At 69.5% G+C, this 13,078-nt stretch carries 12 protein-coding genes; 8 read left to right on the forward strand and 4 right to left on the reverse strand.

The genetic code is table 11. The annotated features are described in order from the left end of the window. Positions 1–6 precede the first annotated feature (6 nt). The gene (locus IPH07_35670; GenBank protein ID MBK6922781.1) at positions 7–636 is read left to right on the forward strand and encodes a hypothetical protein; all 630 of its coding nucleotides are present in this window, start codon (positions 7–9) and stop codon (positions 634–636) included. 107 nt (positions 637–743) lie between these two features. Beyond that, entirely contained in the window at positions 744–1,445 is a 702-nt protein-coding gene (locus tag IPH07_35675; protein MBK6922782.1) for a YceI family protein, read from the forward strand. 58 nt (positions 1,446–1,503) lie between these two features. Here IPH07_35675 and IPH07_35680 read toward each other — a convergent pair whose 3' ends face one another. Continuing rightward, positions 1,504–2,394, reverse strand: coding sequence for an MBL fold metallo-hydrolase (locus tag IPH07_35680; GenBank protein ID MBK6922783.1), 891 nt, complete (start codon positions 2,392–2,394; stop codon positions 1,504–1,506). 239 nt (positions 2,395–2,633) lie between these two features. Between IPH07_35680 and IPH07_35685 the strand changes: the two genes are divergently transcribed. The 5 genes from IPH07_35685 (at position 2,634) to IPH07_35705 (ending at position 7,148) form a co-directional block, all read left to right on the forward strand. After that, positions 2,634–3,386 carry a sulfite exporter TauE/SafE family protein gene (locus IPH07_35685; protein MBK6922784.1) on the forward strand — a complete coding sequence of 251 codons (753 nt, stop codon included), beginning with the start codon at positions 2,634–2,636 and terminating at the stop codon, positions 3,384–3,386. 143 nt (positions 3,387–3,529) lie between these two features. Continuing rightward, the gene (locus tag IPH07_35690) at positions 3,530–4,756 is read left to right on the forward strand and encodes a sigma 54-interacting transcriptional regulator (protein ID MBK6922785.1); all 1,227 of its coding nucleotides are present in this window, start codon (positions 3,530–3,532) and stop codon (positions 4,754–4,756) included. 145 nt (positions 4,757–4,901) lie between these two features. Next, on the forward strand, positions 4,902–6,293 hold the full coding sequence (locus IPH07_35695; GenBank protein ID MBK6922786.1) for a hypothetical protein: 1,392 nt from the start codon (positions 4,902–4,904) through the stop codon (positions 6,291–6,293). A gap of 184 nt (positions 6,294–6,477) precedes the next feature. Further along, positions 6,478–6,816 (forward strand): rhodanese-like domain-containing protein, encoded by a 339-nt coding sequence (locus IPH07_35700; GenBank protein MBK6922787.1) that lies wholly within the window; start codon positions 6,478–6,480, stop codon positions 6,814–6,816. An 86-nt stretch (positions 6,817–6,902) separates the two neighbouring features. Further along, complete coding sequence (locus IPH07_35705) at positions 6,903–7,148, forward strand: hypothetical protein (GenBank protein ID MBK6922788.1); 246 nt, start codon at positions 6,903–6,905, stop codon at positions 7,146–7,148. 19 nt (positions 7,149–7,167) lie between these two features. Here IPH07_35705 and IPH07_35710 read toward each other — a convergent pair whose 3' ends face one another. The 3 genes from IPH07_35710 to IPH07_35720 form a co-directional block, all read right to left on the reverse strand. Next, positions 7,168–9,327, reverse strand: a complete 2,160-nt coding sequence (locus IPH07_35710) for a serine hydrolase (GenBank protein MBK6922789.1) — start codon at positions 9,325–9,327, stop codon at positions 7,168–7,170. Between the two features lie 209 nt (positions 9,328–9,536). Next, positions 9,537–10,805, reverse strand: coding sequence for a 2-isopropylmalate synthase (locus tag IPH07_35715; GenBank protein ID MBK6922790.1), 1,269 nt, complete (start codon positions 10,803–10,805; stop codon positions 9,537–9,539). 4 nt (positions 10,806–10,809) lie between these two features. Then, complete coding sequence (locus IPH07_35720; GenBank protein ID MBK6922791.1) at positions 10,810–12,009, reverse strand: acetyl-CoA C-acetyltransferase; 1,200 nt, start codon at positions 12,007–12,009, stop codon at positions 10,810–10,812. 132 nt (positions 12,010–12,141) lie between these two features. Here IPH07_35720 and IPH07_35725 point away from each other — a divergent pair, with 132 nt between their 5' ends. Further along, complete coding sequence (locus IPH07_35725; GenBank protein ID MBK6922792.1) at positions 12,142–13,050, forward strand: hypothetical protein; 909 nt, start codon at positions 12,142–12,144, stop codon at positions 13,048–13,050. Positions 13,051–13,078: the final 28 nt, after the last annotated feature.

Consider the following 13,078-nt stretch of genomic DNA (forward strand, 5'->3'; position numbering starts at 1 on the left):
CTTGTGATGGCGCTTTCCCAACGAGCGAGAGACTGGCTGGCGACGCTCAGCCGCGAGACCCCGATGCCGACCGCCGAGGTCGAGCGACGCATCATCGATGCCGGCGGCACACCGCACCCGGTGTGGCTCGCGTTCCAGGACGAGTACGGTGGCTACTTCGAGGAGGTCGGACCCGGCGACTTCGCGATCTGGGGGCTGGCGCGCGCGGCTACGGCCGAGCCGCCGCCGAGCTGGCGCGAACCAAACCAGGTCACGCTGGTCGCGGCGACCAAGTGGCTGCCCGAGGCGATCGTCTGCGCCGAGGTGCATCCGGTGCACGACTATCACCTGTACGCCGACGGCCGCTTCGCCGGTATCGGCGGCACGGTCGACTCGTTCGCGATGAAGCTCGAGCGCGAGGGCCTCATGCGCGAGTTCTACGGCCGTGGCAAGGTGGAGCGGACCCTCATCACGCGCGAGTCGGGAAAGCCCGAGCACCAGCAGCTGCTCGCCGCGATGCAGTACGCACTGGTACCCGAGGCTTCGAACGCGCGGCGGCAGTTCTTCCTCGAGCCGCGGCGCCTGCTCGACCATTGCCCGCACCTGACGCAGCTCGTGCTGTACGAGGTCGATCCCACCGCAGGGCCACCGGTCTGACGGCGCGAGCGGGGGGCGCCCCGCCGTTTCGGTGCGCCGCGGGCAACGGATTGTCGCTGCCGGTGGGCCTGGCGTCCGGCACCGACCTCGCGCAGGATGCGGCCCACATGAAGTCGTCGTTCATCGCGCTCACCCTGTTTGCGTCGCTCGGCCTCTCGGCCTGCAAGAGCGAGCTCGACAACAAGCCCAAGGCGGAGGTCAAGGAGGCGAAGAAGGACGCGAAGCCAGACGCGAAACCAGACGCGAAACCAGACGCGAAGGGCGACGCGAAGGGCGAAGACCCGGACGCGAAGGCGCTCGCGCACGCGTCGACCATTGCGAAGCTCGACAAGGCCGCCAGCAAGGTCCGCTTCGTCGGCGCGAAGGTGACCGATGACCACGAAGGCACGTTCGCCGACTTCGACGGTGCGCTCACGCTCGCCGACGACGGCAAGCCCAGCAAGCTCGAGCTCACCGTCAAGGTCGGCTCACTGCAGACCGAGCCGCCCGACCTCCACAAGCACCTGCTGAGCGCGGACTTCTTCGACGCCGAGAAGTTCCCCGAGAGCACCTTCGTGTCGTCGTCGATCAAGGAGGCTGCGGGCGAAGCTGGCAGCACCCACGAGATCACCGGCGACCTCACGCTGCACGGCAAGACCAACACCATCACCTTCCCCGCCAAGGTCGAGATCACCGATGCGTCGGCGACCGGCAACGCGGAGTTCAAGATCGATCGCAAGCTGTGGGGCATCGAGTACCCCGGCATGAAGGACGACCTGATCAAGGACGAGGTGTTGCTCTCGCTGCAGCTGAGCTTCCCCCGCAAGTGATCGCGACGGCCGAGCGCGCGCCGGGTTCGAACCCGGTCGCGCGTGACGGCAGTCCGATCTAGCTGCGGGGCTTGGGCTCGCCGAGCTCGTCGGCGGGCCGCAGGAGGTTGATCGGCAGCACGAGGTAGCGCCGCCCGGCGGCGTTGGCCGCCGGCAGACGCCCGCCGTCGATGTTCACCTGCACGCTCTGGAACAGCAGCTTGGGTGCGGCTAGCTTGGCGTCGCGTTCGTTGCGGGCGCGGACGAACTCCTCGCGTCCGGTCTTGGCCGACAGCTGTGGGTTGTGATCGCGGCTGGCGGCGACCGTGGTCTCCCAGCGGACCTCGCGACCGTCGGGCGGGTAGTCGTGACCGGGGAACACGCGCAGTGCATCGCCCAGCGCGTAGAGCTTCTGCACCGAGTCGTACATCGCCGCGGCGCTGCCCCCGGGGAAGTCGCAGCGGCCGGTGCCGTAGTCGTCCATGAACAGCAGGTCGCCCGTGAACAATGCGTCGTCGATCTTGTAGGTCACGCAGGCGGGGGTGTGGCCCGGGGTTGCGATGACCTCGATCGCCAGACTGCCGGCCTGGATCACCTCGCCGTCGCGGAAGGTGCGATCGAACTGGCTGCCGTCGGTCGCGAGCTGCTCGAGCGCGAACAGATCCTTGAAGGTCGATTGCACCTTCGTGATGTCGCCGCCGATGCCGACCTTCGCCTCGCAGCGTCGGCGCAACAGCGGGCCACCCGAGAGGTGGTCGGCGTGGGCGTGGGTCTCGAGCGACCAGTGCACGCGCAGCTGGTTCTTCTTCACGAAGTCGACCAGCTGATCGAGGGACTCGGTGAACGTGTACGAACCGACGCTCTCGTAGTCGAGCACGGGATCGATCACCACGGCGTCGTGCGTCTTGGGGTCGAAGACGACGTAGGTGAGCGTGGAGCTGCGGGCGTCGAAGAACGCTTGGACTTGCATGGCGGAACTCCTGTCGAGGACGAGGGGACACCAGAGCAACCGCCGTGCCACGACCCCGCGCTGAAACATCCCATCGATCGACTGGGGCCGTGACGGCGCACACGGCCGGGGAATCGCGGCTGTTGCACGTTTCGTTGCGTCGGCGTTGCCCCGTGTTTCAAGGGCGCTTCAGGGGCGCTGCGGGGCACCGCCGCGGCAGCGATCCCGGCTTGGCACGCACGATGCTCTACCGCCGTCGCATGTTGGTGCTCGGCCTCGTGCTCGCGGTTGCGATCGGTATCGCCCTGGGCCTGTTGGGGGGTGGCGGCTCGATCCTCACCGTGCCGATCCTGCGCTACGTCATGGACATCGAGGCCCATGCGGCGATCGCCGGCTCGCTGTTCGTGGTGGCGGTGACCAGCGCGTTCGCCCTCATCGGTCACGCCCGTGCCGGGCGCGTGCGCTGGCGAACCGGCCTGTTGTTCGGCGCCGCCGGCATGGTCGGCGCGTACGAGGCCGGCAAGGTCGCGCACTACATCCCGGCGCCGGTGCTGCTGCTGGGCTTTGCGCTGATGATGGTCGCGACCGCGGTGGCGATGCTCCGTGGGCGCAAGCAGGTGAGCGCTGCGGTTGGTCGCGACCTACCGGTGGTGAAGGTGCTGCTCGAGGGCCTCGTGGTCGGCGCGGTGACAGGCCTGGTGGGGGCCGGTGGCGGATTCCTCGTGGTGCCCGCGCTGGCGGTGCTCGGCGGCCTACCGATGCCGGTCGCGATCGGCACTTCGCTGCTCGTGATCGCGATGAAGTCGAGCGCGGGCCTCTACGGCTACATGGCCACCACGGCGATCCCGTGGACGCCCGTGTTGTTGGTGACCGCAGCAGCGCTGGTCGGCAGTGTGCTCGGGGTCCGCATTGCCGGGCGCATCGAGGAGAGGCGCCTGCGCGCCGGGTTCGGGTGGTTCGTGCTCGTCATGGCCGTGTTCGTGCTGTGGCAGGAACTGCCCAAGGTGCTGTGATCGAGACTCCGGCGAAGGTGGTAGAACCGAGCGCAGTGGCGCCACGCAAGCCCCGTGAGGTCGATCTCGAGGCGTTGCTCGACGCCGCGCTGGCAACCGCGGCCGGGCCCGCGATCGTACTCGACGCGAGCCTGCGCGTGCGCATGGCGACTGCGTCCGCGGCGACGCTGCTGGGCACCGAGATCCCCCGTGGCATCGCGGCGCCGGCGTTGTTGTGCGGCGACAAGCCCGAGCGTCCGGTGGCCGAGGCGCTCGCCGCCGGCCGACCGGTGCATGCCCTGGTGCCGCGCATCGGCGGCAGCGACGAGGCACTCGTCCGCATCCGCTCGGTGCCGCTCGGCGACGGGCGTCCGATCGGTTGGCTGCTGATGCTGCAGGACGCGGGCGAGATCGGTGGCGATCGAGCGGTCGAGTTCCACGGCATGTGGACCCGCGATGCCGCGATGAAGCAGATGTTCCGGGTGATCGAGCGCGTCGCCGCGAGCGACACCACCGTGCTCGTGCGCGGCGAGACCGGTACCGGCAAGGAGCTGGTCGCGAAGGCGATCCACGCGATGTCCGAGCGCGCGCGCGGCCCACTGCGCGCGATCAACTGCGCCGCGCTGCCGGCCAACCTGCTCGAGAGCGAGCTGTTCGGCCACGCCAAGGGTGCGTTCACCGGAGCGCTCCGCGACACGCCGGGGCACGTCGTGCTCGCCGATGGCGGCACGCTGTTCCTCGACGAGGTCGCCGAGCTGCCGCTCGAGCTGCAGGCCAAGCTGCTGCGCATGCTCGAGACCCACACGGTGATCCCGGTCGGCGCACGCGAACCGATCTCGGTCGACGTGCGCGTCATCTCGGCGACCCACCGCGCGCTGCGCAAGGAGGTCGAGGCCGGGCGCTTCCGGGCCGACCTCATGTACCGCCTGCGCGTGATCCCGGTGTTCCTGCCGCCGCTGCGCGAGCGTCGGGGCGACGTCGAGCTGCTCGTGCAGCGCTTGGTCGACGAGGGCAATCGTCGCGGCCGCCGACGCATCGATCGCATCGCGCCCGCGGCCATGGCCGCGCTCGAGCACTACGACTGGCCCGGCAACGTCCGCGAGCTCCGCAACGTGATGGAGTATGTGTTCGCGATCGGTGACGGCACCGAGCTGGTGCCGAGCGATCTTCCCCCCGAGCTGCTCGAGCCCGAGCGTGGCGAGCTCGCGACGGTGGTCGCATCGCCGGTGGTGCGGCCGCAGGGCGCTGCGCCCGAGCTCACGCCGGAGGCGCGCCGCATCAACGCCGCGCTGAGTCGCACCGGGGGCAATCGCGAGCAAGCCGCGAAGCTGTTGGGGCTCTCCCGCGTGACGCTGTGGCGCCGCATCAAGGCCCTCGGGCTCGAGTCGTAGCCGGTTGGGGTGAGCGTGCTGAACGCTCGGGTGCCACGGCCCCCACGCTGACGCTCGCTGACGCGCAGATCCACGCGCTTGCGCGTGGCACCACCGCTGCAGACTGGCCGATGGCGCGCAGCTACGCTGCGAGCCTCAGGTGACGATGCGAGCCAAGACTCTCGTGGTGGTGGCCCTGGCAGCGTGGGGTCAGATGGCCTGCGGCGGTGCGGGTGGCGGCGGTACGGCGACGGAATCGACGGGCTCGAGCACGGGAGCGACGGCGACCGGCGCCGACGATCTCGGCACCTCGTCAGCGACCGCGGGCGCAACGAGCGAAGCGACGTCGATCGGCGAATCGACATCGATGCCGGCGACCAGTGCGGACTCGTCGAGCACGGGTACCCCGCTCGATGAGCCGGTCGATGGGCTCATCGATGCCATGCCGGCCAACTCGTGGCTGTTGCTGCCGGCCAGTGCGATGGTCGACGCATGCCCCGAGCCGCTCGATCACTACCGCTGCGAGACCGTCATGTCTGCGTGGTCCGGCGCAACCTACGATCATGGTCGCGACCGCATGTTGGTGTTCGGCGGCGGTCACTCCGACTCCTACTACAACAACATCTTCGCCTTCGATCTCGGCCCCATGACCTGGACGCGACTGACGGAGCTCCCTGCGGGCGCCGACGGCCACACCCCGACACCGGCCATGATGGACGGTCGCGCCGAGTCCTGCGGCTACTATCCGTCCGTCGCCGCGCTCACCATCGCTCCCGAGGACATGAACGGTGACTACATCGATGCCAACCTCTGTCACCGCGCGGACATCCTCGCGCAGCTCGACACGCAGCAGCCGCGCTCGTCGCATACCTATGGCAAACCGGTGTACCTACCGACGCAGGACGCGTTCTTCTACCTCGGTGGCGGCTACTTCCCCGGCGCGCAGACGTCGAGCCCGTGGGGATTTCGCTTCGATTTCGCGACCGGCACCTGGTCGGAGTCGGCGGTGCGGCCCGGGTTCATGGGCCGTGGCATGGCCGCCATCGATGCCGCGGGCGACGCCTGGTACGCGACCGACGACGGCGGGCCATTCGTCCGCTATCGCGCCGCCGACGATGCCTGGGACACCTACGGCTCGCTCAACTACGACGTTCGTGGCGTCGGCGACATCGACCGCACTCGCAATCGTTTCTGGCTGCTGCTCGACAACGGCGATCCGACGCTGGTTCGCGGCTTCGAGCTCGACGACATCGCGCACCTGATGAGCAGCGATCCCTATGTCGACGTCGCGACCACCGGCGACGCGCCGACGCCGGGCAACCGGGTGGGCTTCGTCTACGCCGACGGCCTCGATCGGTTCGCGGCCTGGAACGGTGGCGCCGACGTGTATCTGCTCGATCCGTCGACGCAGGTGTGGACGCACCAGACTGGCGGGGGTGACCTGCCGCCGCCGCCGCTGACCAACGGCACCTACGGTCGCTGGCGCTACAGCACCACCCGCGGCGTGTTCGTGCTCGCCAACGACGTCGACAGCGGGGTCTACCTGTACAAGCCGTGACGCGTGCAGGCGGGCGGTGAACGAGCGCCACGTTGCAGCGCTGCTTCATCGTGTTTCAACGGCGTGCGCGCACCGGTGCCGGCGGCCCGCTTCGCCGGCGAAACGCGACTCGGCACGGCTGCTGCACTGAGGGTCCCACGCGAGGGGCAGCACACGGCTTTCCCCCTCGGGAGCGAATCACGTCATGTCACTGTCCACCCAAGGTGCAACGCAGCGCGACCATCTTCATCCCCACGAGCTCGAGCCCTGGCTCTCGCGCGCGCGGGTGATCGACGTGCGCGAGCCGTCCGAGTGGTCCGGCGATCTCGGCCACCTGCCCGAGGCCGAGCTGGTGCCGCTGGCGTCGCTGGCCCACGCCGCGCGGGCGTGGGATCGCAGCGAGACGCTGATCATGGTCTGTCGCTCGGGCGGTCGCTCGGGGGCGGCCCAGCGTCAGCTGCGATCGATGGGCTTCACGGCGGTCATCAACCTGCTGGGGGGCATGCTCGCGGTGAACGACGCGGGCCTGCGGGTGCAGCGGTAGACGGGCGCGCGAGCGCCCAGCCGCTCCAGACCGGGGTCGCGAGTGATCAACCCCGGTCACGCGACAGTCTTCCGGGTCGCGTGCCCATGACCTCGCCCGAACCCATCCTCTGGTCGACGCCGAAGTTCCTCGCCATCGCACTCGTGGTCGAGTTCGTCGCGGTGTTCGTGACCAACGGCCTCTTCAACATGGTGCTGGGCTGGAACGTGCCGTCGTACGCGCTCGGGGTGGTGCCCTCGCTGTTGTTGGTGGCTCTGTTGCCCCGATGGCGCGTCTTCCACGACCGCCTCGCGCGGCGAGGCGGCGGGTCGAACGACCGAGCGCCGCGGTGACGATCGCCGCCGCCGGGCGTCAGAGGAAGGTCTGGTTGGTCTTCATCGTCCAACCCGCCCAGGTCGAGCCGGTGTTGCTGGTTTGAGTGCCCCAGACGCGGAAGTCGAGGCCGAAGGCGAGGGTGAGCACGCTCGCGCCGTCGTTGCTGCACGCCAACCCTGGTGCCGACGAGGACAGGCCGCCGGCGATCGCCTGCCAGTGTGGCTTCCAGGTCGCACCGCCGTCGGTGCTGACGTTGCGCCACTGCGCGCTGTCGGTGCCGCGACCGATGAGGTGCACGACCTTGCCGTTGCTCGAGGCACACGCAGCGAGCGATGAGGTGAAGATGCCCTTGCCGATCGGCTGCCAGTGCGGCTTCCAGGTCTTGCCACCATCGGTCGAGACGTTCCGCCAGCAACGCATGTCGTTGCCGCGACCGAAGACGTGCACGGTCTTGCCGTCGGCGGAGGCAGCAGCGGCGGGTGCCGAGGTGAAGACGCCCTCGCCGATGGGCGACCAATCGACCCAGGTCTTGCCACCATCGCTCGAACGCGTGCGCCACATCTTGTGATCGTTGCCGATGCCGAACAGCCGCAGCTCCTCGCCGGTGCTGTCGATCGTGACCGCGGGGCCGGTGAGGAAGACCCCCGCGCCAATCGGCGTCGAGCCCTGCCAGCTGGTGCCTGCGTCCTTCGAGGTCAGGAACCACATCCGATTGTCGAGGCCGCGTCCGACGACCACCAGGTGCTTGCCATCGCTGGAGCTCGCGGCGGCGATGCCCGAGTTCATCGCCACCGCGCCGAAGTCACCGAGCGACCCCCAGGTCTTGCCGCCGTCCTTCGAGCGCTTGCGGTGCACCTTGCCTTCGTGGGAGCGCGCGAACAGCCACGTCACGCCGCCGCCCTGGGCCACCGCTGGCATCGGGTGCACGCCCTCGATGGGGTTGGGACTGCCGGCGCCGAACAGCGCGTCCCAGTTGCTGTCCATCGATCGCGTGACCTCGAGCATCTTGCCGACCGCCGGGCCCGCGAAGGCCGAGTTGGTGTTGCTCATCGCGGCGGAGCCCATCTTGCGCGGCAGGATCACCGACAACGCGGCGTACGCGGTCCCGATGTCGCCGGTGTGCCAGATCTCGGCCTGCTCCGATCCGGGGTTGGTCGAGGCCCAGCCGCCACGCACGGTGCTCGAGGCTGTCGACACCCGATAGGCCTGCATCGTCCTGCGCGTGGCCTTGGTGAACACCTTGGGATCATCGCGCAGCTGCTCGCGGATGAACTTGCCCATGTCACCCGCCGACATGCACACGGCACCGACCGAGGCACGGCAGTGGAAGTTGAACGCCGGCTTGTGCGTGCGGGGATCGGGCGACATCGTCATCGTCTCCGGGTCCCAACTGTGCTGCCAGGGGCCGTCGAGCGCGCCCGTGCAGGTGACGCCAGTGGCAGCGTGATCCATGCCGAGCGGTGCGAAGAGGTGCTCGCGAAGCAGTTCCTCGTAGGTCTTCGCGGTCTTGTGCTCGAACATCGACGACGCGATGATGCCGCCGCCGCTGTACTCGAAGCCGGTGTTCGGCGGCGCGTACTTCGGAGCGTCCAGCACCGCGTTCTTGACGTAGAGCCGCCGCCGCGCGCGGAGCTTGTTGTTCGTCATGTCGGCCGCGGTGTACTTTTCCCAGTCGTCGACGTTGTCGGCGGCCGGCGTGTACGGCATGCCGGAGGTGTGTGCGATGAGCTGTTCGATCGTCACCGTCTTGTAGAGCACCTGCGACGCCGGATTGTCCCAGATGCTGGCGTAGACGTCGGAGATCTTGCTCGTCCACCCGAGGCCGCCCACGCCGTCTTGGATCAGCTTGCCGATCAGGTTGCCCGTGAAGACCTTGCTGACAGAGCCGAGGTTGAACTTGTCATTCGGTTGCACGACGTTTGCGTCGCCTGCAGCGCCCAGCTTGCGCACGCCCTGCTGTCCGCTGACGATCGCATCACCGCCATCACGCACGAGCACCGCGGCGAGTGCTGGCACGCCGCACTCGCCGATGGTCTCGCGGAGCTTCTGCTCGAGGTACTTACGGGCTTTGACGGTGGGCGAGATGTTCGGCAAGGCCGGACCACTGCCCGGCGGAAGATGGACCGGTGCACCGTGGGCTTCCCCCGAGTGACCGAGCAGCGCAAGGGCGGGGAGTCCCGCAGTGACGACGAGCATCGATCGACGCGTGATACGTGGCATTCGAGACATCCTCCGCACGAGCCCGTGGCATCGAGCTGTTCGGTGGACGGGGTCGCGCCAAGACGTGACAGGCGCACCCGGTCGATTTCCGAGCGACACCGCGCCGGCACCAGGGCGTGGGCCTGGCCACGTGGCCCGCGAACCCGCCGTCGTCGACGACGGTGCTCGCCCGCAGCGTCGAGGCCTCAGCCAGCGCGGAAGCTGGCGATCGCGGACTCGATCTCCGCGTCGGTCAGCAGGCGATCGGTGCGCTTGGCGAGCTCGAAGATGTGCGTGACGAGGCCCTTGTCGGGCTCGATGCCCCGCTGCTGCAGCCAGAACACCACGTTGGACTCGCCGGACATGAAGCCGATCTCGATCGACTGCTGCTTGCCGAACCAGCCCGCGGGTACGCCGGAGTAGATGCGGTCGGCGAGCTCGACGTCGCCCTTCTTGATGGCCTTGATGACGGCGGCCGCGTGCACGCCGGTGGCGGTGCGAAAGGCGTCGTCGCCGACCAGCGGGTACTGCCCCGGGATGGTGACGCCGAGCGCGTCGGCGACCTTGCGGCACCACGGCACCAGGTTGGTGAGGTCGCGATCGCCGAGCTCGCCCATGAGCTTCAAGTTCATGAGGGTCTGATCGAGCGCGGCGTTGCCGACCCGCTCGCCGACCCCGAGCGCGGTGCCGTGCACACGATCGGCACCGGCTGCGATCGCCCGCAGGTTGTTGATCACGCCGAGCCCGCGATCGTTGTGGCCGTGCCAGTCGATGCCGACGTCGCGCGTGCCCATCGACTCGAGCACCAGCCGCGTGAAGCCGACCAGGTCGGTGACGCCCTCGGGCGTGACGTGGCCGACGGTGTCGCACAGGCACAGCCGCGCGACGCCGTGGTCGACCGCCGCGCGGAACAACCGATCGAGCGTCGACGGTGGCGTGCGGGTGGTGTCCTCGGTGACGAAGGTCATCGGCAGACCACGGGCCTGGCACAGCTTCGCGGCCATGATCGTGCGCTCGAGCAGCAGCTCGACGGTCCAGTTCTCGGCGTACAGGCGGATCGGGCTCGAGCCCAGGAACGCGTACACCGTGATGGACTTGCCGGTCTTCTGCGCGATGTCGGCGATCGCGTTGATGTCGTTCTCGTGGGTCCGCGCCGCGCAGGCGTACTCGATGCCGAGCTTCTCGCGCTCGGCGAACTCGACCAGCGCGGTGACATCGGCCACCGCGCGGGGGCCCGCCCCCGGCAAACCCAGATCGACCGCGTCGATGCCCAGGCTCGCGGTCAGGCGCAGGATCTCGCGCTTGTCCTCGATGCTGGGGTCGCGCACGCTCGGTGACTGGATGCCGTCGCGCAGGGTCTCGTCGAAGAACGAGAGATTGCGCGACGACAACGGCGACAGCGGTGACACGCGGTTGCGCGTGTTCCAGTCGTAGACGAGCGTGGATGCGGCGGGTTCGCTGGGGGAGGTGCTCATGGGATCACACGCTCTCGATCACGACCGCGATGCCCTGACCGCCACCGATGCAGGCCGAGCCCACGCCGTAGCGACCCTTGCGGCGACGCAGCTCGTGCACGAGGTGCGCGGTGATGCGGGCGCCCGAGGCCGCCAGCGGATGGCCGAGTGCGATCGCGCCGCCGTCGACGTTGGTGCGCTCGCGGTCGAGGCCGAGCTCCTTCTCGCACGCGAGGTACTGCGGCGCGAAGGCCTCGTTGATCTCGAACAGATCGACGTCCTTCTGCGCGACGCCGGCGCGCTCGAGCGCGCCGCGGATCGCCGGCACCGGGCCGATGCCCATGATGGTCGGATCGACGCCGGTGGTGTGCCACTGGACCACGCGGGCCAGCGGCGTGAGGCCGTGCTTCTTGATCGCGTCTTCGGTCGCCAGCACCAGCGCGGCCGCACCATCGCAGATGCCCGACGCATTGCCGGCCGAGACCACGCCGTCCTTCTTGAAGACCGGCGGCAGCTTGGCCATGCCCTCGAGCGTGGCCTCGGGGCGCGGGTGCTCGTCGGCCTCGAACGACTCGGGGCCCTTGCGACCCTTGATCTCGACCGCAGCAAGTTCGGCGGCGAAGCGACCGGCCGCGTGTGCAGCGGCCCAGGTCTGCTGGCTGCGCAGGCCGTACTCGTCGCACTGCTGCCGTGTGAGGCCGTGCTTCTCCGCGAGGTTCTCGGCGGTGACCGCCATCGCGCAGCCGGCGTAGGGATCGAAGAGCGACGACCACAACGTGTCCTCGAGCTTCGGGTCGGTGCCGAACTTGGTGCCCCAGCGCAGGTTGCGGGCGGCGTACGGCGCCTGGCTCATGTTCTCGGTGCCACCGACGAGCACGATCTCCGCGTCACCGGCGAGCATCTCGTGTGCGCCGCTGACGATGGCCTGGAAGCCCGAGCCGCACAGGCGATTGACGGTCAGCGCCGGCACCGGCACCGGCACGCCGGCCTTGAGGCCGATGTGGCGCGCCATGTAGAGCGCGTCGGCGGAGGTCTGCGAGACGTTGCCGAACACCACGTGGTCGATGGCATCCGCGGGCACGTTGCCAGCGGCGAGCGCAGCCTTGGCCGCGACGACGCCGAGATCGATCGCGGAGACGTCCTTGAGCTTGCCCCCGAAGGTGCCGAAGGGCGTGCGCTTGGCGGAGACGATGAAGATCGGGCGTGAGAGCGTCTTTGCAGGCATGTCGATTCCCTTGGGGAGCGTGGCAAGCGTAGTGCACGACGCCCACGCAGACCCGCTGCAGTCGTGCCGCATCGGCGTGCTGCAACGCGTTGACTTTCCTCACTGCCTCGCCGTGCGTGCGACGAGGCAGCGATGGCGATGCGATCGCGACGACCGCATCGCGCGCTCGCAGCGAGGACTAAAGTGCTGCGGGTGACGTCGAGGTCGCGCGCGTGCGCGTGGGTGGTCGCGACCGCAGCGGCGTCGTGCGCGATGCAGTCGCACGCGCGCGCCAGCGGGCCGGCGCCGGTCGTGCGTCGCTCCGAGCTGCAGCCGCCCGAGCAGGACGCCGACGGCGTGGTGCCCGAGACCCCTCGCAGCGCGCGTGCCCGGTCGCAGACGCCAGCGTTGCATCGCTACCTGACGCGCGAGCTGTCACCGTCGGCGCGCTTCCTCGACCACGGTGTGATTGCGCTGTCGCTGGCCGGCGGCTACCCCCACCGCTATCGGCTCGGCGCCGCGATCGGTCTGCTCGATCACCTCAGCCTCGGCGCCACCGCCCACTGGCTGCCGGGGCAATCGCGGCCGCATGTCTCGGCCCAGGTCGCGCTGGCGTTCTATCGCTGGCGTCACGTCGAGCTCGGCGCGATCTACGATCGCATCGCCTATCCGCCGCCCGAGCGCGATCAGGATCCCAAGACCCCGTCGTACCAGCGCGACGCACACGTGGTCGCCGCCGCGATCGCGTTCTCGCAGCAGTGGGTGTCGGCCGGCGTCGAGGTCGGCATCGCCTACGGTCGCGAGCACGACCCCGGTCGCGAGGACAGCGACGACTCGAGCAACCCCAAGCTCTGGCGCCTGCGACCCGGCGGCGGTGTGTTCGTTCGCGCGGGCACGCGGCGCTGGGGCTTCGTCGCCACCGCGCGGGCACCGTTCTGGATGGCCGAGCTGGCGTTCGATCTGCGCTTCGGCGCGTTCGAGGTGCGCAGCCGCGGCGGGTGGCGCCCCCGCGGCATCGTGCGGGCCGGCGACCGTCGCGTGCCGCTGCGCAGCGGGCCGTAGCCGTCGTCGCTCGCGGCCGCCCGCTCGC

The sequence above is a fragment of the Deltaproteobacteria bacterium genome (assembly GCA_016709225.1).
GTDB lineage: Bacteria > Myxococcota_A > Polyangia > Nannocystales > Nannocystaceae > Xiheibacterium > Xiheibacterium phototrophicum.